Source organism: Bordetella flabilis (assembly GCF_001676725.1).
In the GTDB taxonomy this organism is placed as follows: domain Bacteria; phylum Pseudomonadota; class Gammaproteobacteria; order Burkholderiales; family Burkholderiaceae_B; genus Bordetella_C; species Bordetella_C flabilis.
In genome coordinates this window covers 3,524,717-3,549,179 of the sequence record NZ_CP016172.1, presented here as the reverse complement: position 1 = coordinate 3,549,179, position 24,463 = coordinate 3,524,717, and the positions used below count along the sequence as shown (strand labels likewise).

The following is a 24,463-nucleotide window of genomic DNA, read 5'->3' as shown; positions in this document are numbered from 1 at the left end:
CCTCGCGCAACACAGGAGATCTTTCCATGAGCAGTTCCAAGCCGCCGCTGCTGGCGGATGCAACCCGGGACCTGGCCGCTTTCGCCGCCTCCATCCGCTACGACGACCTGCCCGCCGAGGTGGTGGCGCGTATCAAGACCAGCGCGCTGGACAGCATAGGGTGCTGCCTGTTCGGCGCGACGCTGCCGTGGACGCAGCACGTACAGGCCATGGTGGACGAGGCGGGCGCCGCGCCGGTGGCATCCTTGTTCGGCACGGGCCGCAAGTCCTCCGTGGCCGACGCAGTGCTGGTCAACGCGACCGCCGGACACGCCTTCGAGCTGGACGACATCCATAAGGAATCGATCGTTCACCCGGGCTCGATCGCCTTGCCCGTGGCGCTGGCGTTCGCCGAACGCGACGGGCGGTGGAGCGGCCGCGACCTGATCACGGCCATGGCCACGGGCTACGAGATCGGCACACGGGTCGGCAATGCCGCGACCATGAGCCTGTTTTTCCGCGGCTTCCACCCGCAGGGAACGTCGGGCGCCTTCGTGGGCGCGGCCTGCGCCGGCAAGAGCCTGGGGCTGGACGCGGCGCGCATGCAGCACGCGCTCGGCATCGTGGGATCGCAGGCGGGCGGCCTGATGGCGGCCCAGGAAGGGGCCATGGTCAAGCGCTTCCATTCAGGCCGCGCCGCGCAAAGCGGCGTGTATTCCGCGCTGCTGGCGGGCAAGGGTTTCACCGGCATCACCGATGTCCTGGAAGCCAGCTACGGCGGCTACCTGGCCGTGTATTCGGACGAGCCCCGTCCGGCGCGGCTGACCGACGGCCTGGGCAGCGAGTGGGAAACGGCCAAGGTTGGCTACAAGCCGCACGCCAGCGTCACCAGCATCCATTCCGCCCTGGACGCGCTGACGCATCTGATGACAACCCACGGGCTGGCGCCGGACGATATCGCGGCGGTCGATGTGGGGGTGAGCCACATGACCTTCGTGCATTGCGCCTGGGACTACAAGGCGCAAGGCGTGACGGCGGCGCAGATGAACCTCTACTACGGCCTGGCGGTAATCGCCCACGACGGCGTCGCCTTCGTCAGCCAGTATCGCGAGGATCGCCTGGCCGATCCCAAACTGATGGATTTCATCGGGCGCATTCATGCCTACGAGGATCCGGAGATCGACGCGATGGGGCCGGCCTTTCGCCACGCCGCCACGGTGGCGCTGCGCACCCGGGACGGAAGGTCCTTCAAGCACCGCATCCTGAACCGGCGCGGCAGTCCGGAGAATCCGCTGTCCGCCGCGGACGTCGAATACAAGTTCCGCAATGTGGTCGAGTCCTGCCTGTCGCCGCGGGACATCGATACGGTCGTGCGGCTGTGCGATTCGCTCGACACGCTGGACGACGTCGCGCCGCTCATCGCCCTGCTGGCAGCCCCGCGAGCGGCCGCGTCCCGGCCTTGAAAGCCAGCCGCCGGCCCCGGATCAACCACTGATTCCAAACAGCACTTCGATCGAATTCCTTCCTTGACGCTTCACCGGAAAATCATGTCCCAGACCTTATCCGAACGACTCGCAGACCATTTCGCTTCCTTCGATGCGGCCACGCTGTCCGATGCCAGCCGCACGGCCGTCAAACGCCTGCTGCTGGACTACCTGGGCGTGGCCGTGGCGGGCAGCCAGACCGGCAGCGGCGAGATCGCCCGCCGTTTCGCCCAGTCGAGCGGCGGCTACCCGGAAGCGACGCTCATCGGCGACGGCACGCGCGTGCCTGCCATGCAGGCCGCCTTCGCCAACGCCATTTCGTCGCACAGCGTTGAACTGGACGACATCGACGTGCTGGCGCTGTTCCACTTCAGTCCGCCGGTCTATTCGGCCGCGCTCGCCACCGCCGAGCGCGTGAAGGCGAATGGCAAGGCGCTGCTGGCCGCGCTGGCCGCCGGCTGCGAGGCGATGGAGCGGGTCAGCAAGGCCGCCAATGTATCGCTGCGCAATCGCGGGTATCACACCACGCCGACCTGCGGCATCTTCGGCGCCACCGTCGCATCGGCCAGGCTGCTGGGCCTGTCCGCCGAGCAGATCGTCTCGGCCCTGGGCCTGGCGGGCGCGCAATCGGGCGGGCTGATGGAGATGTACGGGCCTTCCATGCAGAAGCGCTTCAACCCCGGACCCGCGTCGCGCAACGGCGTGACCGCGGCGCTGATGGCGCAGCTGGGTTTTACCGGCGCGGCCACCATCTTCGAGGGCGAACGTGGATTCCTGAAGGCTTTCACCGACAGCAGCGATCCAAGCCAATTGGTCAAGGACCTGGACCAGCCCTATGTGCTGGACATCGAGTTCAAGCCGTATTCCTGCGCCCGCCCGATCCACAACGCCATCGATTGCGCCCTCGATATCCGCCGCAAGCATGCGCCCGACCTCGACCGCATCAAGCGCATCCGCATGGCGCGCCATCCCGATTGGGCGCTGTACCACCAGAACGCCCACCCGACGACCTACCACGAGGCGCAGGTCAGCCTGCCGTATTCGGTCGCGGTGGCGCTGACCGACGGCCAGGCGCTCTTTCCCCAGTACAACAACGCGCGGCTGAAGGAGCCCATGCTGAAGAAGCTGTCCGAAATGGTGGAGATCACGGTCGACGAGAGCCTGCCGCGCGGGGTGTCCTGCCTCATGACGATGGAAATGGAGGATGGCAGTACGTACCGGTCCCAGGTCGACTATCCCAAGGGGTCCATCCAGAACGCCATGTCCGACGAGGAACTGCGCGCCAAGTTCGACAGCCTGGCCATACCGGTCCTGGGCGCCGCTCGCGCCGCCCAGGTGGCCGACCAGGTGGCCGACATCGAGCGCTGCGGCGATGTCGGCGAACTGATGCGCCTGCTCGGCGGCTCCCAGAAGGGGCAGGGCGGGGCCGGGTCCGCCTGAACGGCGGGGCGCCGCCGGTCCGCATGTCGGCCATCACAACGATGGGCGGATGCGGCGGCGACCGGGACAATGCCTGCACGGACACAACATAAAACGCCATGGAGACAACTGACATGCTGCATACGTTCAAATCCTCGGCCCTGCGCGGCCTGTCCGCGCTGGCCTGCCTGGCCGTCCTGGCCGTTTCGACGCAGCCCGCGCGGGCACAGGACAGCTACCCCTCGCGGCCGATCCACATGGTGGTGGGCTTTCCGCCTGGCGGTTCCAACGATATCGTCGCGCGCCTGCTGGCGCCCAAGCTGGGCGAAATCCTGGGGACCAGCGTCGTCGTCGACAACCGGCCGGGCGCCAATGCGATCATCGGCACCGATTACACCGTGCGTGCGGCGCCCGACGGCTACACCATCACGCTGGGCAGCGCCAGTCCGCTGGCGATCAGCCCGCACACCTACAGCAACATGCCGTTCGACCCGCTCAAGGACCTCGTCGGCATCACCACCGTGGCGGCGACGCCCGAGTTGATCGCGCTCAATCCCAAGGTGCCGGCCAGGACGCTGCAGGAGCTGGTCGCGCTGTCCCGCACGCGCGAGGTGACGTTTTCCTCGTCGGGCAACGGCGGCTTGCCGCACCTGGCCATCGAACTGCTGAAAATCGCCTCGAAGGGCCGTATCGTGCACGTGCCCTACAAAGGCGCCGGCCCGGCCATCACCGATGCGGTGGGCGGCCATGTCGACGGCATCATCGTCGACCTGCCCGCGCTCTACGCCATGGTGACCGAGGGCAAGCTGCGCGCCATTGCCGTGACGAATACCCATCGTGCCGACGTCATGAAGGACGTGCCGACCTCCGCTGAAGGCGGCTTGCCGACGGTGCTGGCCTTCAACTGGTTCGCCGTCATGGCGCCCGCCAGGACGCCCAAGCCCATCGTCGACAAGCTGTACCAGGCGCTGGTGCAGACGGTGCAGTCGCCGGACGTCAAGGCCAGCCTGGCCAAGCTGGGCATCGAGCCCTTCGTGCAGCCGTCGCCCGAGGCCTTCGCCGCGTTCATGAAATCCGAGACGGTGCGGTGGGGCGAGGTGGCGCGGGCCTCCGGCGGCAAGGCGGACTGAAGGGCGAGCGGCCCCGGCATTGATCACAGGAGAGACCCATGGATGATCTGGAATCGTGGAAGCGCTTGTCGCGCGAGCATCGCGGCATCACGATGGCGCTGGCGAGCTTCATCGCCGACCTGCGGCCCGCTTCGGTCCCCGCCGCCACGCGCGACGTGCTGGCCAAGGCGCTGGTCGATGGCCTGGGCTGCGGGCTGTACGGCCTGGCCACGCCCTGGGGCGGCATCATGCGCGACTACGCGCGCGATCGGGGCGGGCCGGCGGAAGCGGGCCTGTGGGGCGGGCAGGCGCGTGTCAGCGTGGGCAACAGCGTGCTGGCCGCAGGAACCGCCATACACAGTTTCGACTTCGACGACCATAGCCGCGCCAAGATCCACCCGGGCGCCCTCGTGCTGCCCGTCGTGCTGGCGCTCGGGGAGCGCGAGGGCGCCGACGGGCCGACGGTCATGACGGCCATGGCGGCCGGCTACGAAACCATGAACCGGGTCAGCCAGGCCGCCAATCCCAGCCGCGCGCGCATGCGCGGTTGGCACCTGACGGGCACGACGGGGACCTTTGCTGCGGCGGCCGCCGCCAGCGTCATCCTGGGCCTGGATGCCGAGACCACGGCCAGCGCCCTGGGCCTGGCCGGGACGCAATCCGCCGGCCTTTGGGCCTTTACCGCGGACGGCGGGATGAGCAAGCGCATGCATCCGGGCCGCTCGGCCGAGGCAGGGGTGGCGGCCGCGTTGCTGGCCGCGCGCGGCTTCGCCGGCCCGCGCTACATCCTGGAGGCCGAGGACGGCGGTTTTCTCTTCGGCATGTCCGACGATCCCCGTCCCGGCATGATTACCGAAGGCCTGGGGTCGCGCTGGCATACGGACGCCACCTGCTTCAAGCCGTACGCCTGCTGCGGCAGCAATCACGCCTGCGTGGACGCCGTTCTGGCGCTGCGGCGCGAGCATGCCGTCGAAGCGGCCGACGTCGCGCGCATCGTCGCGGGCATTCCCGCGGTCGTGAACACGCAGACCGGGTTTACCTACCGTGCGGACTCGGTCCTGAATGCGCAGATGAGCCTGCAGTACAACATCGCCGTCGCGCTGGCGGACGGCCAGGCCTATCTGGAGCAGTTCACGCCTGAACGCATCGTCGAGGAGGACGTGGTGGATCTGGCCGCGCGCGTGGCCATCGAAATAGACCCGGAAATCGACCGTGCATACCCGGCGATCTACGGCGGCAGGGTCACGCTGGAAATGCGCGACGGCAGGCGCCTGACGCGACGTATCGAGTATTCGCTGGGCATGCCGGAGAACCCCATGCCCCATGCGGAAATCGAGCGCAAGTACCTGTCCCTGGGCAGCGCGGCGGTGGGAGAACCGGCGGCGCGTCGTATCCTCGATCTGGCGAACGGGGCCTTCGATGCGCGCTCGATCGCGCCGCTGAACGCCGCGCTCGCCGAGGCCGAGGTCATCGCCCTCGAGCCCGCCGTGCTGTGATCAGGCCGGGGACTTCTTCAACAGCCGCATGCCGTTGGCCACGACGAGCAGGCTGGTGCCGACATCGGCGAAGACCGCCATCCACAGGGTGGCCATGCCGGCCAGGGCCAAACCCAGGAAGACGGCCTTGATGCCCAGCGCCAGCGCGATGTTCTGCACCAGTACCGCATGCGTGGCGCGCGACAGCCGGACGAAGTCGCCGATCTTGCGCAGGTCGTCGTCCATCAGGGCCACGTCCGCCGTCTCGATTGCGGTGCCCGTGCCGGCCGCGCCCATCGCGAAGCCGATGTCGGCGCGCGCCAGCGCCGGCGCATCGTTGATGCCGTCACCGACCATGCCGACGAGTCCATCGCCCATGCGCGATTCGAGGGCGGCCAGTTTCTCTTCCGGCAACTGATCGCCGCGTGCGTCATCGATGCCCAGCTCGCCCGCGACCGTGCGCACCGCGGCGGTGTTGTCCCCGCTAAGCATCAGCGTCCGGATTCCCAGCGCATGCAGTTCCTGGATGGCGGCGCGGCTGGCGGGACGTACCGTATCGGACACGGCCGCCACGGCGAGGGCGCCGCTTTCATCGCACAGCGCCACCGCCGTCTTGCCTTCCGCCTCCAGCGCGTCGAGGGCCTGGACCAGCGCCGGCGTGGCAGCACCGCGTTCGTCCATCAAGCGCCGATTGCCCAGGTGGTACTGGCGGCCGTCGATGCGGCCGGTGACGCCGCGGCCGGGCAGGGCGGCGAAGTCGTCGACAAGGTGCAATTCGCCTGCGTGCCCCGCCGCGATGGCGCGTGACACGGGATGGTCCGAGCGCGCCGCCAGGCTGGCGACCAGGCGCGCGGCCCGCGCCGTGCCGGAGGTTGCCGCCTCGTTTTCCTTCATCGCGCCGCCCCCGGGCGCGCGTGCGCGTTCATCGACCGGCATCGTGGCGGCGGCACCGCCGACCGGCTGCAAATCGGTCAGGGTCGGCCTGCCGTGCGTCAGGGTGCCGGTCTTGTCCAGCGCCAGCCAGCGCAGCTTGCGGCCGTTCTCCAGGTAGACCCCGCCCTTGATCAGGATGCCGCGCCGGGACGCTGCCGTCAGCGCGCTGACGACGGTCACCGGCGTCGAGATCACGAGGGCGCAGGGGCAGGCGATGATCAGCAGCGCGAGCGCGCGGTACACCGCCTCGGTCCACGGCTGCGCCCAGAGCAATGGCGGCACGCAGGCCGCGAGCACCGCCACGCCCACTACCGCCGGCGTGTACACGCGCGAGAACCGGTCGATGAAGCGCTGCATAGGCGCCCGCCGCGCCGTCGCCTGTTCGACCGCATGGATGATGCGCGCCAGCGTCGTATCCTGCGCCGCCGCGCTGACGCGGTATTCGAACGAACCCTGGGCGTTCACGGTGGCGGCGTACACAGTGTCGCCGGGGGTTTTGTCTGCCGGCAGCGATTCGCCGGTGATGGCCGACTGGTCGACCGACGAGCGGCCGGACGTCACGATGCCGTCCGCGGCGATGCGCTCGCCCGGCCGCACTCGGACGATGTCGCCCACGGCGAGTTCGGCGGCGGCCACGTCGGCCCAGCTTCCATCGGCCTGGCGGCGCGTGGCGGTCGGGGGCGCCAGGTCGAGCAGGGCGCGCACCGCATGGCGGGCACGGTCCAGCGAACGGGCCTCGATCTGCTCGGCCACATTGAACAGGAACATCACCATGGCCGCTTCGGGCCACTGGCCGATGATGGCGGCGCCGGTAACCGCGATGCTCATGAGGGCGTTGATGTTCAGATTGCCGTTGCGTACGGCGATCCAGCCCTTGCGATAGGTGTTCAGCCCGCATGCGAGTACGGAACCGAGGGCCAGTACCGCCGTGGCCACGTCGGCCGCGCCGGCGAAATGCGCCGCTTCGGCCAGCGCCGCCAGCACGCCCGCCAGCGCGAGCAGCTTCCAGCGCGGAGGTTCCGCCGCGGCCGGCGCGCTGGCCGGGCCTGCCCGGTCCGGCGTGGCGGCAAGCACGTCGGGCGTCATGCCCAGCGCCCGGATGCCGTCCAATACCTCGTCCAGCGCCTCCGGCTGGTGGACCACGGACAGCACGCGGGCCATCAGGTCGAAGTCCAGCGCGCGTACCGCGGCCACGTTGCCCAGCCGCTTGCGCAGCAGCGTTTCCTCGGTGGGGCAGTCCATCTGCGCGATCCGTATGCGCGTGAGCACCGTGCCCGGCTCCAGCGGCAAGGCGGCCGCGGCGGCCCCGTTGCGCGGCGCGGTCACATCGGCGGCGTGCCGCGCATCGTGCCCTGCATCCGGCCCCGTATGCGGCTCTGTATGCGGCCCCGTTTGCTTCGCGTGCGTATGTCCGCAGCAATGGCCGCCGTCCCCTTGGTGATGGCCATGGCCGATTCCATGGTCATGTCGATGATCATGGCCGTGGTCATGCCCATGGTGATACCCATGGTCGTGCCCGCTGCGGTGGACGTGGGTGTGCGGCGTTTCGGCCCGGACAAGGATGGGTACGGTCTTTCTGCTCATGTCCGGCATTCCACACCCTGGGGTTACTATAGGGTCAAGTATTCGATTCTGGAGATACTGATGAAGATCGGCGAACTGGCCAAGGCGGCCGGCACCACCGTCGAGACGGTGCGGTACTACGAGAAGGAAGGCCTGCTGCCCGCCCCGGAAAGAGGCGTCAACAACTATCGCAGCTATGGGCCGCTGCATGCGGAGCGCCTGCGCCTGATCCGCAACTGCCGCGCGCTGGACATGACCCAGGACGAAATCCGCGCGATCCTCACCCTGGCGGACAGCCAGGGCGCCGACTGCGGCCCGATCAACGAGATTTTCGAAGACCACATGCGACACGTCGACGAACGCATTGCCGAGCTCACCCAGCTCAAGGCCCAATTGTCGGCTCTGCGGCAACGTTGCGCGTCTGCCCGTCCGCACGCGGAGGACTGTGGGATCCTGCACGGCCTGGCGGAAATGCAGGTCGAGCAGCGTCCCGAACGTCACACCCACCTGGGTTGAATCCGCCCGGCCGTGTACGGCCTCAGACATCCATCGAGCTGCCTTCCAGTATGACTATCACCCACACATCCCCCGATACATCCGCCGTCCCATCGACCTCCGCAACGGGGCTCCCGTCCACCCCCACGTCCGCGCCCCTGCATGCGCTGCAGAGCCGACGTTCGATGAAATTCCTGCGCGGTCCCGGCCCGCGCCAGGAGGAGGTGGACCAGATGCTGCAGGCCGCCATGTCGGCGCCCGATCATGGCGCGCTGCGCCCCTGGCGTTTTCAGCTGATACGCGGCGAGGCCATCGGCCGGCTCGCGGACGTGGCGATCGACGCGGTCAAGCGCAGCGGCGACAAGCGCATGACGCCCGAAAAGGAAAAGTCCGTCCGGGAATGGATGGCCGGCGTACCGCTGTTCGTCGCCCTGGCGCAGAAGATCGCCCACGACAACACCAAGATCCCGGAGCAGGAACAATTGCTGGCCACCGGCGCGGCGGTCATGAATATCCTGAACGCCGCCCATATGATGGGCTACGGCGCGTTCTGGAGTACCGGCCTGGGCACCTATGTCGAGGAAGTGCAGGAAGCGCTGGGCTTCGACCCGCTCGATTACCGTTTCCTCGGTTACCTGGCCATAGGCACGCCCGCCTGCGCCGTTCCCGCGGTGCAGCGTCCGGACTACCGGGAGTTCACCTCCGAGTGGACGGGCGTCCCGGCCTGACTCCGGGATTTGTGTCGCGCGCGGGGCTCAACCGGCCACCAGCTCTTCGATGATCGGGCAATCCGGCCGGTCGTCGCCATGGCAGTGGTCCGCCAGATGGTGCAGGGTGTCGGCCATCTGTTGAAGCGCCCGCGCCTTGCGCTCCAGCTCCGCGACATGTTCCATGGCGATACGCTTGACGTCGCCGCTGGCGCGGCTGCGGTCGCGCCATAGCGCGAGCAGGTCGCGCATCTGCTCGATGGAAAACCCCAGGTCGCGTGCGCGGCGGATGAAGCGCAGCGTATGCACGTCGCTGTCGTTGTAGATGCGGTATCCGGAACCGGTGCGCGAGGGCGCGGCTGTCAGCCCGATGCTCTCGTAGTAACGGATCATTTTGGCGCTGATGCCTGATGCCGCCGCGGCTTGTCCGATATTCATGATGCGGTCCCGCCTGTCGAAGATGGCGCCGGGGCGCCGATGGGATGGAAGCTCCTGAGCCGCAGGGCATTGCCGACGACGAACACGCTGGACAGCGCCATCGCCGCCGCGGCGAACACCGGGGACAGGGATGGCCCCTGGAACAAGGCCAGCGCGCCGGCGGCCAGCGGGATCAGCGCAACGTTATAGGCAAAGGCCCAGAACAGGTTCTGCCGCACGTTGGCCAGTGTGGCGCGGCTGATGGCCATGGCCCGTGGCACGCCGCCCGGGTCGCCCGCCATCAACACCACCGAGGCGGCTTCCATCGCCACGTCCGTGCCGGTGCCGATGGCAATGCCGACATCCGCGGCCGCCAGAGCCGGCGCGTCGTTGATGCCGTCGCCGACAAAGGCCAGCAAAGGGCGGTGGGCGCCGGCATCGGCGGGCCCACGCAGTTGCTGCACCGCCTGGACCTTGCCCTCGGGCAGGACCTCCGCATGAACCTCGTCGATGCCCAGCGCCGCGGCGACGGCCTGGGCGGTGTGCCGGTTATCCCCGGTAATCATGACCGTGCGTACGCCTAGCGCGTGCAGCGCGGCGATGGCTTGCGCGGACGTCGGCCGGACCGGATCCTCGATGGCCATGATGGCTGCCGCGGTGCCGTCGATGGCCGCATAGACCGGCGTCTTGCCGGCTTGCGCCCATGCGGTGGCGGTACCGGCCAGCGCGCCCACCTCGATGCCGTGCTCCCGCATCAGGCGTTCGGCACCCACCAGCACGCGGCGCCCCTGGACATCGCCTTGCACGCCCGCGCCCGTGATCGCCAGGAAGCCGGCGACGGGGGCCACATGGAGCGCCGACTCCTGCGCAGCCGCGACGATGGCGGAAGCGATCGGATGCTCGGAGCCGGCCTGCACCGACGCCACCCAGGACAGCACCGGCCCGCGCTCGAAGCCCGGGGCCAGCACGATATCCGTTAGCGCCGGCTTGCCCTGCGTGAGCGTCCCTGTCTTGTCGAAGGCGACGGTCTTTACGTCGCGCAAGGTCTGCAACGCGTCGCCCTGGCGGAACAGGATACCCAGCTCCGCCGCCCGTCCGGTTCCGACCATGATGGACATGGGCGTCGCCAGGCCCATGGCGCACGGACACGCGACAATCAGGACTGCCACGGCGTGGACCAGTGCCTGCGGCAGGGCAGGTTCGGGTGCGGCGATGATCCAGGCGAAGAAGGTCAGCAGCGCCAGGCCCATGATGGCCGGCACGAAGCGATAGGTGACCTTGTCCACCAGCCCCTGAATGGGCAGCTTGGCGCCCTGGGCGTTTTCCACCATCTGGGCGATGCGAGCCAGCGCGGTCTCCGCGCCCGTATGCGTCACCTGGACGGTAAGCGTGCCGCGGGTGTTCAAGGTGCCGCCGGTCACGCTGGCGCCCGGCGTCTTTTCCACGGGCACCGATTCCCCGGTAATCATGGATTCGTCGACGTAGGAACCGCCCTCGACCACCGTGCCGTCCACGGCGACCTTCTCGCCCGGGCGCACCCGCACCAGGTCGCCCGCCCGCACTTCTTCGATAGGAATATCCACTGCGTCGTTGCCGCGCAGCACGCGCGCGGTGCGCGGCTGCAGGGATGCCAGCCGGGCGATGGCCGCGCCGGTCTTGCCCTTGGCACGCGCTTCCAGCAGCCGTCCCAGCAAAATCAGCGTCACGATGACCGCGGCGGCTTCAAAATACACATGCCGCGCCGACTCGGGCAGCCACGCCGGGGCCAGCGTCGCCACCATCGAGTAGAGCCATGCGCTGCCCGCACCCAGGGCCACCAGGGAATTCATGTCCGGCGCGCGGCGTGCCAGGGCGACGGCGCCCTTGGCGAAGAAGTCCCGGCCGGGGCCGGCGAGCAGCAGCGTCGTCAATACGGCTTGCAGCAGCCAGAGCGTGCCCATCCCCACCTGCATGTCCAGCCAGTGGTGCAGCGCGGGAACCAGATGGCCGCCCATCTCGACGCCGAAAACGGGCACCGTCAACAACAGCGCCACGGCGAAGCGGCGGCCCAGGCGGTGCGCCTCCTGCAGACGCGCCGCGGCTTGCCGCGCGGACTCCCCGTCGGGGTCGGCCACGGGCCGGGCCGTGTAGCCGGCCTTGCCGATGGCGGCGACCAGGGCGTCTGGGGTGTTCCCGATGGCGTTTTCCCAGTCTATCCGTGCGCGCTGGGTGGCCAGGTTCACGCTGGCGCCGCTCACGCCAGGGACGGCGGACAAAGCGTTCTCCACGCGCCTGACGCAGGATGCGCAGCTCATGCCTTCGATGGCCAGTTCAATGCGGTGGCGGGGGAGTGCGGAATTCATGGGCGGCTCGGTTATGGAAGTCCTCGATGTGGGCAGTATTGACCTTCCCATGATGGCAAGGTCAATGGGTTCGAGTGATTTTCGTCGTATTGACCTTACCACGATGGCAAGGTGTAAGCTGCAGTCGTTCCTCGGGCAGTTCGGATTCGCCCGCTTTATTGAAGGAGTCATCATGGTGTTGCAATATCACGTACCGGACATGTCCTGCGACCATTGCGTCAAGGTTATCGGCGAGGCAGTCAGCCAGGCCGTTGAAGGCGCGACCGTGCAGGCCGACTTGCGCAGTCATACAGTGAGGGTCGCGGGCACGGAGGACAAAACCGCCGTGGAGGCGGCGATCCGGAGTGCGGGCTACACCCCGGCAGCGGTATAGTCGCCTGGCTTGCGCCTTGCCGTGGTCGTACCTGTTATCACAGTGGTGCGACAGTATCCGGGGCCCAATTGGCTAGGGCTATCGATTGATAAGAATAATTAAATTGGATATATCGATAGCAAATATTTATTATTCACATATGGCGATGACGCCGCAACCGATTGGAGAATCCCCGATGCTGCAAGCCCGCGAAGGACAACGTGTCCCGAACGTCACTTTCCCCGTCCGCGAGAACAACACCTGGAAGCAGGTTTCGTCGGATGACATCTTCAAGAACAAAACCGTTGTTGTCTTTTCGCTGCCCGGCGCCTTCACGCCGACCTGCTCTTCCACGCACCTGCCGCGCTACAACGAGCTGGCGCCGGCGTTCTTTGCCAACGGCGTGGACAGCATCGTCTGCGTTTCCGTCAACGACACTTTCGTGATGAACGAATGGGCCAAGGACCAGGAATCGGCGAATATCACCTTGCTGCCCGACGGCAATGGCGATTTCACCGACGGCATGGGCATGCTGGTCGACAAGCGCGACCTGGGCTTCGGCAAGCGCAGCTGGCGCTATTCCATGCTGGTGCGCGATGGCGTGGTCGAAAAGATGTTCATCGAACCGGAGAAGGAAGGCGATCCTTTCGAAGTCTCCGATGCCGACACGATGTTGAACTACCTCGCGCCCGAGGCCCGCAAGCCTGACCAGGTCGTCGTGTTTTCCAAGCCGGGGTGCCCGTTCTGCATCGAGGCCAAGGCTCTGCTGGAGAGCAAGGGCTACGCACCCATCGAGATTCCGCTCGAGAACAAGGTGCGCGGCCGGGTCATCGGCGCCGTGTCCGGCCAGTCCACCGCTCCGCAAGTGTTCATCAACGGCGCGCTGGTCGGCGGCCTGGAAGCGCTGCAGGCGCGCTTCGCCTGAGGCGCCGGCGTCCGCCATCCTGCCCGGGCGCCGTGCTCCCGGGCAGGGCACACAGTCCACAACGAGCCGTCCACGACAGCAAGTCCACAACGAGCACGAGTACCCGCGTTCGAGCACCAATAAGGGATTAAGCATGAAAACCTTGCATACCGATGTCGCCGTGATTGGCGCCGGCACTGCCGGCCTGGGCGCCTATCGCGCCGCCGTGGCCGCCGGCAAGCGCGCCGTCATCGTCGAAGGCGGGCAATACGGCACCACCTGCGCCCGCGTCGGCTGCATGCCCTCGAAGCTGCTCATCGCCGCCGCCGAGGCGGCGCACGCCGCCGCGCATGGCGCCCCCTTCGGCGTCCACCTGGATGGCAAGGTGCGCGTGGACGGACGCGAGGTCATGGACCGTGTCAAGCGCGAACGCGACCGCTTCGTGGGCTTCGTTCTGGAAGGCGTGGAAAACATCCCGGCCGAGGACAAGCTGCGCGGCTATGCAAGCTTCGTCTCCGATACGGTTCTGCGCGTGGGCGACCATACCGAAATCCATGCCAAGAGCGTCGTGATCGCCACCGGTTCGACGCCGGCGGTGCCGCCGCCGTTCCAGGCCCTGGGAGACCGCCTGGTCGTCAATGACGATGTGTTTTATTGGGATGACCTGCCGCGCAGCGTGGCCGTGTTCGGGCCCGGCGTGATCGGATTGGAGCTGGGGCAGTCGCTGGCGCGGCTGGGCGTGCGCGTGCGCGTCTTCGGCGTCAGCGGCAGCGTGGGCGGCATCACCGACCCGGTGGTGCGGCGCAGCGCGAAGAAGGCCTTCCAGGATGAGTTCTACCTGGATCCGGATGCGCGCGTGCTGGAAACGACGCGCGAGGGCGACCAGGTCCGCGTGCGTTACGTGGCCCTGGACAACACCGAGCGCACCGAGCATTTCGACTATGTGCTGGTGGCGACCGGCCGCCGTCCCAACCTGGGCGGGCTGGCCTTGCAGAACACCAGCCTGAAGCTGAGCCCGGCCGGGGTGCCGGAGTTCGACCGCTACACCATGCAGGCGGGCCGCTCATCCATTTTCGTGGCGGGCGACGCCAACAACGAATTGCCGCTGCTGCATGAAGCCTCGGACGAAGGCCGCATCGCGGGCGACAACGCCGCGCGCTTTCCGGACGTCCGTCCGGGACGGCGGCGCGCGCCGATGGCGGTGGTGTTTTCCGACCCTCAGATCGCGATAGTTGGAACGCCATTCAACCGCCTGCCCGAAGGCACGTTCGTGACCGGAGAAGTCGACTTCGCCAACCAGGGCCGTTCCCGCGTGATGCTGAAGAACAAGGGCCGCCTGCACGTGTACGCCGACCGTGCCACGGGCCGTTTCCTGGGCGCGGAAATGGTGGGCCCGAGCGTCGAGCACCTGGCGCACCTGCTGGCCTGGGCGTTGCAGCAGGAGCTGACCGTGGCGCGCATGCTGGAGATGCCGTTCTACCACCCCGTGGTGGAGGAAGGGCTGCGGACGGCGCTGCGCGATGCCGATGCGCAGGTGCGCGAGGGCGGTGTCGCGCTGGGTGCGGCCGCGTAGCCTGGCTGGCGTGGCGGCGTGCCGGCCCCGGCCGCGGCGGGCACGCCGGATGGCCCGCCGGCTGCCTCGAGCGGCGGCCGCATGCCGCCGCGGCAGGGCAGCCGCATGGGCGGGGCGAGCAGGCAATGTCAGAACCGGACGCCAAAAACAAAGCGCTGCCGGCGGCAGCGCTTTGGGTCGGGTACGGCGGCGAGCCGTCGATGTCAGGCGCGGCGACGCGTAAACATGCCGACCACGAAGAGCACAATGATGGCACCGACGACGGCGGCAATCCATCCTGCCGGCTCTCCGGGCCCGTACCAGCCCAATGTACGGCCGATGAAACCCGCCACCACGGCACCGACGATGCCTAGGATGGATGTCAGGATAATGCCCATGGATTGGTCGCCTGGCATGAGCGCACGCGCAATCAGCCCGACGATGAAACCCACGATGATCATGATGATGATGTCCATATGGTGCTCCTTTCGTGTACGCGTCAAAGGGAAAACAACAGGGGCATCATAGCGGCGGGGGACAGGGCCGGCGGTCCGGGGCGTGTAACAACTATTTGCCCTGTTGTTTTAACGCCGCGTACCCTCGATGAGTTTCCGCAGCGCATCAACAATTTGCTCCGTGGACCCGCTGTCCGACAGCAGCAGGCGGGCCTGGCCGCCGCGATCGAATACGTAAACCCCCCGGCTGTGCGTAACGTTGTAGTTCTCCGGCGAGGCGCCCGGCGCGGGCTTGTCGATCTGGTACGAGACGCGGTAGCGCCGCGCCAGGTCGGCGATCTGCCGTTCCGTACCGGTCAAGCCGATGGCATTGTTGTTGAACGCGTTCACATAAGCTTGCAATAGGTCGGGGGTGTCGCGATGCGGGTCCACGCTGACGAACAGGATCCGCACATCGCTGGCCGCGTCACCCAGGCGGGACAGTACGTCGGTGAGCTGCGCCATGGTGGTCGGGCAGACGTCAGGGCAACTGGCATAGCCGAAAAAGAGCAATACCGTCTTGCCCCTGACGTCGTCCTGCGTGACGGTGCGGCCATTGGCGCCCGACAGGCTGAACTTCAGGTCGGGCAGATGGTTGCGCACGTCATAGAAGGCGGGCGCCGCGGCGGCGACGTTGAGCGTCGCCGCCAGCGCCAGCCCGGCCATGGCGGCGAGCAGGCGGGTGCCGTACAGTGCCGCGAAGGGCCGGAGTATGCGGGCTGGCATGGCGTCAGTCCTGCAGGGTCGTCATGCCGCTATGGCGCAGCAGTGCGTCGATGCGCGGTTCGCGGCCGCGGAACGCCTTGAAGGAATCCGCCGCGGGACGGGCACCGCCCACCGCCAGGATCTCCCGCCGGAAGCGATCGCCCGTGGCCGCGTCCAGCGTGCCCCGCCCGGCGTCGGCTTGTGCGGACGCGGCTTCCTCGAAGGCCTCGTAGGCGTCCGCCGACAACACTTCGGCCCACTTGTAGCTGTAGTAGCCCGCACCGTAGCCGCCGGCGAACAGGTGCGAAAAGCTGTGCGGCATGCGGTGCCACGCCGGGGGCGTGAATACGGCAACCTCGCGGCGCACCTGCGCAAGCAGGTCCAGCACCGCCTGTATGCCGGCGCCTTCGCCACGGTCGTGCAGTAGCATGTCGAACAGCGCGAACTCGATCTGGCGCACGGTCTGCATGCCGCTCTGGAAATTGCGGGCGGCCAGCAGTTTGTCGAAAAGGGCGCGCGGCAGGGGTTCGCCGCTGTCGACATGCGCGGACAGGCGCTGCACCACCGGCCATTCCCAGCAGAAGTTTTCCATGAACTGCGAGGGCAGTTCGATGGCGTCCCACTCGACGCTCGCGAAGGCGGCCGCGCCGGGTTCGTCGACTTCGGAGAGCAGGGCATGCAGCGCATGGCCGGTTTCATGGAACAACGTGATCACGTCGTCATGGGTGAGCAGGGCCGCCTTGCCACCGTTGGGCCGCGAGAAGTTGCATGTCAGGTAGACGACCGGCGTATGCAGCGTGCCCGATGCCAGGCGGCGGCTGCGCTCGCTGTCGACCCAGGCGCCGCCCTGCTTGCCGGCGCGCGCGTAGAGATCCAGGTACAGGTAACCCACCAGTTCGCCGTCGGGCCGTTCCACGCGCACGCCTCGTACGTCCGCGTGCCAGGCCGATACCGGGAACTCGCGCAGCCGTACCGTGAACAGGGTCTCGATCACTTCGAACAGGCCCGCCAGGACGCGCGGCTCCGTGAAGTACTGCTTGATTTCGTCCTCCGAGTAGGCGTAGCGCGCTTCGCGCAGGCGCTCGGACGCATAGGCGATGTCCCAGGGTTGCAGGTCGTCCAGGCCCAGTTCCTGCCTGGCGTAGTCGCGCAATTGCGCCAGGTCGCGTTCGGCGTAGGGTTTGGCGCGGCCGGCCAGGTCGCGCAGGAAGCCGATCACCTGTTCGGCGCTGCGGGCCATGCGGGTCTGCAGGCGAAGTTCGGCGAAGTTGCGAAAGCCCAGCAGCCGCGATTCTTCCGCCCGCAGGGCAAGCAGCTCCTCGATCAGCGGCGAATTGTCGAAGCGGTCGTCGCCCTGTTCGGACGCCACGGTGCCGTAGGCGCGATACATCGCCTCGCGCAGCGTGCGATCCTGCGCGTATTGCATGACAGGCAGATAGCAGGGCATCTTCAGCGTCAACTGCCATCCCTGCTTGCCGGCCGCCTCCGCCGCCTGGCGTGCGGCGTCCTTCACGTCGGCGGGAACGCCGCGCAGCCGGGTTTCGTCTTCGATCACCAGGGACCAGGCGTCGATGGCGTCCAGGACGTTCTCGGAGAACTTCTGCGATGTCTGGGCCTCGCGGTCCGAGATCTCCGCGTAGCGCTCGCGCGCCTGGCCTTGCAACTCCACGCCGCTGAGACGGAAATCGCGCAATGCCAGCTCGACGATGCGTTGCCGCACCGGACTCCATTGCGCGAAGGCGGGCGTGGCGCGCAGCCGCTGGTACTGCTGGTACAGCCCTTCGTGCAGGCCCACCCAGGTCGAGAACTCCGTCACCTTGGGCAGCGCGGCGTTATAGGCCTCGCGCAGCTCCGGCGTGTTGACCACCGCGTTCAGGTGGCCGGCCACCGACCAGGCTCGCCACAGGCGCTCGGAGGTCGCATCCAGCGGCTCCACGACCGCCTCCCAGGTGGCGGGCAGCGCCGGGTCCGCGGCACGGTCCACCGCCTGGCGCGCCGTGGCCAGCAGGGCGTCCATGGCGGGCACGACGTGCTCCGGCTTGATGGCGGCGTAGTCGACCAGGTCTTCCACGGGGGCGAGTAGCGGATTGACGCTCATATTGGGCTCGATCAGAAAAACAACGATGCAGTTTAGATGGAGTCGCAGGCCGAAGGTTGCAAGGCCGCCTGCGCGGCAGTGTGGCGGTCGGTGATCCTGCAATGGCGCGGCGCCTCCGTGCGGGGAGCGTGGCGACAAGGCTCCCAACCACGCCGGTGCGCCTGCCGCGTCGATCCATCCCTGCAAGCCGGGGGATGAGGCGCCTCCGGTGCCGCGTTCGGCGCCGGGAGTGGCGCCGGTCAGCGCAGGCGTTCGGCTGCTTCGACCGTATTGACCAGCAGCATGGCGATGGTCATGGGGCCGACCCCGCCCGGCACCGGTGTGATGGCACCCGCCACCTGGACGGCGGAATCGAAGTCCACGTCGCCGCGCAGCTTGCCGTCCTCGCCGCGGTTGATGCCGACGTCGATCACCACGGCGCCCGGCTTGATCATGTCGCCGGTGACGATGCCCGGCTTGCCGGTCGCCACGACCAGCACGTCGGCGCGCCGCGTCTGCGCGCGCAGGTCGCGCGTCTTGGAGTTGCACAGCGTCACGGTGGCGCCGGCCGCCAGCAGCAGCATGGCCATGGGCTTGCCGACAATATTGCTGGCGCCGACGATGACGGCCTCGGCGCCGCGCAGCGGCACCCGTTCGGATTCCAGCATCTTCATGACGCCATATGGCGTGCAGGGGCGGAACAAGGGCTGCCCCGTCATCAGCAGGCCGGCATTGCTGATATGAAAGCCGTCGACGTCTTTCTCCGGCGCGATGGCTTCGATCACCTTGTGCGCGTCCATGTGCGACGGCAGGGGCAATTGCACCAGGATGCCGTGTATGGTGGGGTCGCCGTTCAACACCGCGATGCGCTGCAGCAGTTCGGCCTCGCTCATGGTGGCCGGATACTGTTCCTTCACGGAATGCAGGCCGGCCTTTTCGCAGGCCATCACCTTGTTGCGCACATAGACCTGGGACGCCGGGTTGTCCCCGACCAGGACCACGGCCAGGCCCGGGCGCACCCCTTGCTTCGCCAGTTCGACCACGCGGCGCGCGACGTCGTCGCGGATGCGCAGGGACAGCGCCGAACCATCGATAATGCGTGCGGTCATGCGTGCGCCTCGGGTTTGGCCAGGGCCACCTTCATCAGGTCGGCCACGGTCGTGACTTCCAGCTTCTCCATGATATTGGCGCGGTGCGCTTCCACGGTCTTGATGCTGATTCCAAGGTCGTCGGCGATCTGCTTGTTCAGGCGGCCGGCGACGATACGCTCCAGGACCTGCTGCTCGCGCGCGGTCAGGCGCGCCAGCATGGCCTCGTGGTCGCGTTGGGCCTGGAACTTGGACACGCGCTGCGTGGCCTGCTCCAGCATGCGGGCGACGATCTCGCGCAGGTCGGATTCGTTGAAGGGCTTTTCCAGGAAATCGATGGCGCCTTTCTTCATGGTGGTCACCGCCATGGGCACGTCGCCGTGGCCGGTGATGAACACGATGGGCAAGGGCGCCTTGCGCGCGATCAGCTGTTCCTGCAGTTCCAGGCCCGTCATGCCGGGCATGCGGACATCCGCGATGAGCACGCCGACCTGGTTGGGGTCGTAGTCCTCAAGGAAGCTTTCCGCGCTGGCATAGGCGCGCACGCGGTATCCGTTGGCCTCCAGCAGCCAGCGCAGCGAATCGCGCACCGCTTCGTCGTCATCGACTATGAATACCGTGCTCGACGGATTGGGGGTGTTCATGCGTGAAGCTCCTCGGACTGGTCAGTCTGCGACTGCGCTTGTGGCGCCGCGCAAGGCAGGGTGAAGCGGAAGATCGTGCCGCCTGCCGGGTTGGGATCCGCCCACAGGCGGCCGTGGTGCGACTCGATAATGGTACGGCAGATGTTCAGCCCCATGCCCAGACCCTGGGCCTTGGTGCTGAAAAACGGTTCGAACAGGCGCTCGGGATCGGCCAGGCCATGGCCGCGGTCCACGACGGCGACTTCGATATGTTGGTCATGCAGGATGACGGCGACCTTGAGCTCATCGGAGTCGCTGCCGTCCATCGCTTCCAACCCATTCTTCAGCAGGTTCAGCAGTACCTGCTCGATCAGGATGGGATCGGCCAGCACGTCGGGCGCGTTGGACGGCACGAAGCGTTCGATGCGTATGCGGCGCTTGCGCGCGTCGATGTCGGCGAAGCCGATGGCGTTGTCGACGATGCCGGCGATGGCCACGCGCTGGCGGCGCGGCTCGCTGCGCTTCACGAATTCGCGGATGCGGCTGATGATCTTGCCGGCGCGCTCGGCCTGGGCCGCGGCCTTCTCCAGCGCGGGCAGCAGCATCCGCGGGTTGGTATGGCCCGCCTTGACCAGCGCCACGGCGCCCATGCTGTAGTTGGAGATCGCGGTCAGCGGCTGGTTCAGCTCATGCGCCAGGGAAGAGGCCATTTCCCCCATGGTGGTCAGGCGGCTGGTCAGCTGGATCTTTTCCTGCTGGACGCGGGAAGCTTCTTCGTGCTGGCGCCGCTCGGTGATGTCGCGCGCGACCTGCAGGCGCACGCGCCGGCCATCGGTCCAGGCCAGCATGCGGTGGTGCACCTCGAACCAGCGCTGCACCGACGGCGAGAACACCTCGACCGACTCGTCGGTGAAGCGGCCGCGCCGGCCGGCCAGCAGTTCGTCGTGGCCGCCCGTCTGGGCGCCGAAGACGCGCCGGTACGTGCGGTTGGCGAACAGCAGCTCCAGCCCGTCGTGCGTATCGGCCGTCACGGAGATTGCGTCGTCCAGGCCTTCCAGCACCGTCATGAAGCGTTCGTGCGCCGCGGTCAGGGCTTCGCGGATGCGCTTGGGCTCGGTGATGTCGGTCATCGACGTCATCCAGCCGATCTGGTTGCCGTTCGGGTCCAGCAGCGGCGACACATACATGCGCGCCGTGAAGCGGGATCCGTCGCGCCGCTGGGCCTCGACCTCGAGGCCGCTGCTGGGCGTCTTGCCGGACATCAGGATGTCGAGGGTATGCTGGTGCTGGTCGTGCCGGCCCGGGACCCAGTACGGAAAGGGCGGGCTGCGGCCGAGCAGGTCGGCCTCGTTCCATCCGATCATGCGACAGAAGGCCGGGTTCACATAGGCGATGCGGCCTTCCATGTCGAGCACCCGCATGCCGGTGGACATGGAGTTTTCCATGGCGCGCCGAAAGCCGGTTTCGGCGATTAGAGCGGCCTCGGCATGCGAGCGGAAGCGCGTGTACCGCCACAGCATGAGCAGGCTGATGACGATGACGCAGGACAGCGCCAGCACGACCCATATCAGGCGCTGCTGCCGCATCTCCTGATCGATCGTCACGAACATGACGCTATCGTCGTGGATGCGTTGCAGCCAGAAGAATACGCCCATTACACATATATAGAGTATGAGCACCAGGACCGGCGTCAGCCAATACAGGCCGCGTCTGCGCAGTCGGGCATGGTCGTGGAACGGCGTGGGTATGTTCGACTTGGGTGCGCTTGCCATGGCTATGTCGCTAAGACTCCGCGCATTTTAGTCCCTGTTTCGTTTGGCGATATTTTCATAATATGAAATGCCGTACCGCAACATGAAATTTATCTTGCTACGGGTTACGCTTGTTTCCTAGAATGCGCCGCATAAGTTGCCCTGGCCAACCGCCGACCCCTGGGATCGCAGGGAATCCGGTTTTCTGCGGGCGTTTTTCCGTGCCCGCCGCGCCTGCACAGGCGCACGGCTACAACCTTCTCCGGAGACACACGATGTCTGCTAATCCCCTGCCTGGCGCCTACACGGCAGCCAACGATGAAGACACCCTTGAGACCCAGGAGTGGCTCGAAGCGCTGGCGGCAGTGCTCGATCGCGAAGGTCCCGAACGTGCCCATTATCTGCTGGAACGGTTGATCGACGAGGCGCGCCGCTCGGGCGCCCATATCCCGTTCTCGCCCAATACCGCGTATGTAAACACGATTCCGCCCGGCCTGGAGCCGGCGCATCCGGGCAACCTGGAACTGGAATCGCGCATCCGCGCCTATGTGCGTTGGAACGCCATGGCCATGGTGGTGCGCGCCAACCGCCATTCGCCTCCGGACGGCGGCGACCTGGGCGGCCATATCGCCTCCTTCGCTTCGCTGGCCACCATGATAGGCACCGGCCAGAATCACTTCTGGCACGCCGAGAGCGAAGGCCACGGCGGCGACCTGGTGTACTTCCAGGGCCACTCGTCGCCCGGCGTCTACGCGCGCGCCTTCCTGGAAGGCCGCATCACCGCCGAACAGATGGATCACTTCCGCCAGGAAGTGGATGGCAAGGGGCTGTCGTCCTATCCGCATCCCAAGCTGATGCCGGAGTTCTGGCAATTCCCGACGGTGTCCATGGGCCTGGGCCCGATCACCGCCATCTACCAGGCGCGCTTCCTGAAGTACCTGCATGCCCGCGGCATCGCCGATACGTCCAACCGCAAGGTATGGGTCTTCTGCGGCGACGGCGAAATGGACGAGCCCGAATCTCTGGGCGCGATCGCCCTGGCCGCGCGCGAAAAGCTCGACAACCTGATCTTCGTCATCAACTGCAACCTGCAACGCCTGGACGGCCCGGTGCGCGGCAACGGCAAGATCATCCAGGAACTGGAAGGCGACTTCCGCGGCAGCGGCTGGAACGTCATCAAGCTGATCTGGGGCGGCTATTGGGATCCGCTGCTGGCCCATGACAAGGAAGGCATCCTGCGCCGCGTGATGGAAGAGACCGTCGACGGCGAATACCAGGCCTACAAGGCCAATGACGGCAAGTTCGTGCGCGAGAATTTTTTCGGCAAGCATCCCAAGCTGCTGGAAATGGTCGCCCGCATGAGCGACGAGGACGTGTGGCGCCTGAACCGTGGCGGCCACGATCCGCACAAGGTGTACGCGGCGTTCGACTCGGCGGCCAACCACAAGGGCCAGCCCACCGTCATCCTGGCCAAGACCATCAAGGGTTATGGCATGGGCAAGGTCGGCCAGGCCAAGAACCCCACGCACCAGCAGAAGAAGCTGGACGTGCAGGCCGTGCGTGAATTCCGCGACCGCTTCGGCATTCCGATTCCCGACGACAAGCTCGAGGAACTGCCGTTCTTCAAGCCGGCCGAGGACTCGGCGGAGATGAAGTACCTGCACGAGCGCCGCCAGGCCCTGGGCGGATACCTGCCCAAGCGCCGCACCAAGGCCGACGAGCAGTTGAAGGCCCCGGCGCTGGACGTCTTCAAGCCGGTGCTGGAGCCGACTGGTGAAGGCCGCGAAATCTCCACCACGCAGGCTTTCGTGCGTTCGCTGAACCAGATCCTGCGCGACAAGCAGCTGGCGCCGCGCGTGGTGCCTATCCTGGCCGACGAGTCGCGCACTTTCGGCATGGAAGGCCTGTTCCGCCAGATCGGCATCTATGCGCCGGAAGGCCAGAAGTACACCCCGGTCGACAAGGACCAGGTCATGTACTACAAGGAGTCGGCCGACGGCCAACTGCTGCAGGAAGGCATCAACGAGGCGGGCGCCATGAGCTCGTGGATCGCGGCGGCGACGTCGTATTCCACGAACAACCGCATCATGATCCCGTTCTATGTGTACTACTCGATGTTCGGTTTCCAGCGCATCGGGGACCTGGCCTGGCTGGCCGGCGACATGCAGGCGCGCGGCTTCCTGATCGGCGGAACGGCCGGCCGGACCACGCTGAACGGCGAGGGCCTGCAGCACGAGGACGGCCACAGCCACCTGATGGCCGCGACCATCCCGAACTGCCTGCCCTACGACCCGACCTACGCGCACGAAGTCGCGGTGATCATCCAGGACGGCCTGCGCCGCATGGTCGAGAACCAGGAGAACGTGTACTACTACCTGACCGTGATGAACGAGAACTACCCGCACCCGGGCCTGAATCCGGGCGACGAGGAAGGCATCGTGCGCGGCATGTACAAGCTGAAGACCGTGGGCAAGGGCAAGCTGCGCGTGCAACTGATGGGCTCGGGCACCATCCTGCGCGAAGTGCAGGCCGCCCAGGATCTGCTGGACGCCGACTGGGGCGTGGCGTCGGACGTGTGGAGCGTGACCAGCTTCACGCTGCTGCGCCGCGACGGCATGGACGCCGAGCGCCACAACCTGCTGCATCCGGAGGCCAAAAAGCCGCTGGTGCCGTATGTCACGCAGCAACTGGAGAAGACGCAGGGCCCGATCATCGCGTCGACCGACTATATGAAGCTGTTCGCCGACCAGATCCGGCCATACGTGCCCAAGGGCCGCGAATACCGGGTGCTGGGCACGGATGGTTTCGGCCGCTCCGATTTCCGCTACAAACTGCGCGAGCATTTCGAGATCGACCGCCACTTCGTCGTGGTGGCCGCCCTGAAGGCGCTTGCGGACGAAGGCGCCGTGCCGGTGTCCAAGGTGGCCGAGGCCATCAAGAAGTACGGCATCAATCCCGACAAAGCCAACCCGCAATACGCCTGAGGCCCGAACG

General features: G+C 67.1%; 19 protein-coding genes. 10 read left to right on the top strand and 9 right to left on the bottom strand.

Translation table 11 applies throughout. The features are described 5' to 3' along the window. The first annotated feature begins 26 nt into the window (after window positions 1-26). From BAU07_RS15585 to BAU07_RS15570, 4 genes are all read left to right on the top strand, one after another. Window positions 27-1,442 carry an MmgE/PrpD family protein gene (locus tag BAU07_RS15585; protein ID WP_066659386.1) on the top strand — a complete coding sequence of 472 codons (1,416 nt, stop codon included), beginning with the start codon at window positions 27-29 and terminating at the stop codon, window positions 1,440-1,442. Between the two features lie 84 nt (window positions 1,443-1,526). Further along, window positions 1,527-2,903 carry an MmgE/PrpD family protein gene (locus BAU07_RS15580; protein WP_066659384.1) on the top strand — a complete coding sequence of 459 codons (1,377 nt, stop codon included), beginning with the start codon at window positions 1,527-1,529 and terminating at the stop codon, window positions 2,901-2,903. Window positions 2,904-3,016: 113 nt separating this feature from the next. Further along, window positions 3,017-4,012, top strand: a complete 996-nt coding sequence (locus tag BAU07_RS15575; protein WP_066659382.1) for a Bug family tripartite tricarboxylate transporter substrate binding protein — start codon at window positions 3,017-3,019, stop codon at window positions 4,010-4,012. A gap of 38 nt (window positions 4,013-4,050) precedes the next feature. Continuing rightward, complete coding sequence (locus BAU07_RS15570) at window positions 4,051-5,487, top strand: MmgE/PrpD family protein (RefSeq protein ID WP_066659377.1); 1,437 nt, start codon at window positions 4,051-4,053, stop codon at window positions 5,485-5,487. Here the strand turns inward: BAU07_RS15570 and BAU07_RS15565 are convergent, their stop codons facing one another. Then, complete coding sequence (locus BAU07_RS15565) at window positions 5,488-7,992, bottom strand: heavy metal translocating P-type ATPase (protein WP_066659376.1); 2,505 nt, start codon at window positions 7,990-7,992, stop codon at window positions 5,488-5,490. A gap of 51 nt (window positions 7,993-8,043) precedes the next feature. Between BAU07_RS15565 and cadR the strand changes: the two genes are divergently transcribed. Together cadR and BAU07_RS15555 are read left to right on the top strand one after the other, a co-directional pair. Then, complete coding sequence (cadR, locus tag BAU07_RS15560) at window positions 8,044-8,478, top strand: Cd(II)/Pb(II)-responsive transcriptional regulator (protein ID WP_066659375.1); 435 nt, start codon at window positions 8,044-8,046, stop codon at window positions 8,476-8,478. A gap of 164 nt (window positions 8,479-8,642) precedes the next feature. Beyond that, window positions 8,643-9,185, top strand: coding sequence for a nitroreductase family protein (locus BAU07_RS15555; protein WP_066659374.1), 543 nt, complete (start codon window positions 8,643-8,645; stop codon window positions 9,183-9,185). 27 nt (window positions 9,186-9,212) lie between these two features. Here the strand turns inward: BAU07_RS15555 and cueR are convergent, their stop codons facing one another. Then, complete coding sequence (gene cueR / locus BAU07_RS15550; RefSeq protein WP_066659373.1) at window positions 9,213-9,602, bottom strand: Cu(I)-responsive transcriptional regulator; 390 nt, start codon at window positions 9,600-9,602, stop codon at window positions 9,213-9,215. Further along, window positions 9,599-11,923 carry a heavy metal translocating P-type ATPase gene (locus BAU07_RS15545; RefSeq protein WP_066659372.1) on the bottom strand — a complete coding sequence of 775 codons (2,325 nt, stop codon included), beginning with the start codon at window positions 11,921-11,923 and terminating at the stop codon, window positions 9,599-9,601. The genes cueR and BAU07_RS15545 overlap by 4 nt, the downstream gene beginning before the upstream one ends. Before the next feature lie 13 nt (window positions 11,924-11,936). Here BAU07_RS15545 and BAU07_RS27735 point away from each other — a divergent pair, with 13 nt between their 5' ends. The 3 genes from BAU07_RS27735 (at window position 11,937) to BAU07_RS15530 (ending at window position 14,752) form a co-directional block, all read left to right on the top strand. Next, window positions 11,937-12,296 carry a heavy-metal-associated domain-containing protein gene (locus BAU07_RS27735; protein ID WP_335617517.1) on the top strand — a complete coding sequence of 120 codons (360 nt, stop codon included), beginning with the start codon at window positions 11,937-11,939 and terminating at the stop codon, window positions 12,294-12,296. A gap of 175 nt (window positions 12,297-12,471) precedes the next feature. Then, entirely contained in the window at window positions 12,472-13,200 is a 729-nt protein-coding gene (locus tag BAU07_RS15535) for a glutathione peroxidase (protein ID WP_066659370.1), read from the top strand. 133 nt (window positions 13,201-13,333) lie between these two features. Then, entirely contained in the window at window positions 13,334-14,752 is a 1,419-nt protein-coding gene (locus BAU07_RS15530) for a dihydrolipoyl dehydrogenase (protein ID WP_066659368.1), read from the top strand. Window positions 14,753-14,955: 203 nt separating this feature from the next. On the opposite strand, the gene BAU07_RS15525 is transcribed toward BAU07_RS15530, so the two are convergent. The 6 genes from BAU07_RS15525 to BAU07_RS15500 all read right to left on the bottom strand — a co-directional run bounded on the left by BAU07_RS15525 (window position 14,956) and on the right by BAU07_RS15500 (window position 21,490). Continuing rightward, a complete protein-coding gene (locus BAU07_RS15525; protein WP_066659366.1) occupies window positions 14,956-15,207 on the bottom strand; it encodes a GlsB/YeaQ/YmgE family stress response membrane protein in 252 nt (83 codons plus the stop codon). A 108-nt stretch (window positions 15,208-15,315) separates the two neighbouring features. Then, window positions 15,316-15,951, bottom strand: coding sequence for an SCO family protein (locus tag BAU07_RS15520; RefSeq protein ID WP_084025789.1), 636 nt, complete (start codon window positions 15,949-15,951; stop codon window positions 15,316-15,318). 4 nt (window positions 15,952-15,955) lie between these two features. Next, a complete protein-coding gene (locus BAU07_RS15515) occupies window positions 15,956-18,028 on the bottom strand; it encodes a M3 family metallopeptidase (protein WP_066659364.1) in 2,073 nt (690 codons plus the stop codon). Window positions 18,029-18,267: 239 nt separating this feature from the next. Continuing rightward, window positions 18,268-19,116 carry a bifunctional methylenetetrahydrofolate dehydrogenase/methenyltetrahydrofolate cyclohydrolase FolD gene (folD, locus tag BAU07_RS15510; RefSeq protein WP_066659363.1) on the bottom strand — a complete coding sequence of 283 codons (849 nt, stop codon included), beginning with the start codon at window positions 19,114-19,116 and terminating at the stop codon, window positions 18,268-18,270. Beyond that, entirely contained in the window at window positions 19,113-19,739 is a 627-nt protein-coding gene (locus tag BAU07_RS15505) for a response regulator transcription factor (RefSeq protein ID WP_066659362.1), read from the bottom strand. Before BAU07_RS15505 ends, folD begins: the two co-directional genes overlap by 4 nt. Continuing rightward, on the bottom strand, window positions 19,736-21,490 hold the full coding sequence (locus tag BAU07_RS15500; RefSeq protein WP_066659361.1) for a PAS domain-containing sensor histidine kinase: 1,755 nt from the start codon (window positions 21,488-21,490) through the stop codon (window positions 19,736-19,738). Before BAU07_RS15500 ends, BAU07_RS15505 begins: the two co-directional genes overlap by 4 nt. A 254-nt stretch (window positions 21,491-21,744) precedes the next feature. Between BAU07_RS15500 and aceE the strand changes: the two genes are divergently transcribed. Beyond that, window positions 21,745-24,453 (top strand): pyruvate dehydrogenase (acetyl-transferring), homodimeric type, encoded by a 2,709-nt coding sequence (gene aceE / locus BAU07_RS15495; protein ID WP_066659360.1) that lies wholly within the window; start codon window positions 21,745-21,747, stop codon window positions 24,451-24,453. Window positions 24,454-24,463 lie beyond the last annotated feature (10 nt).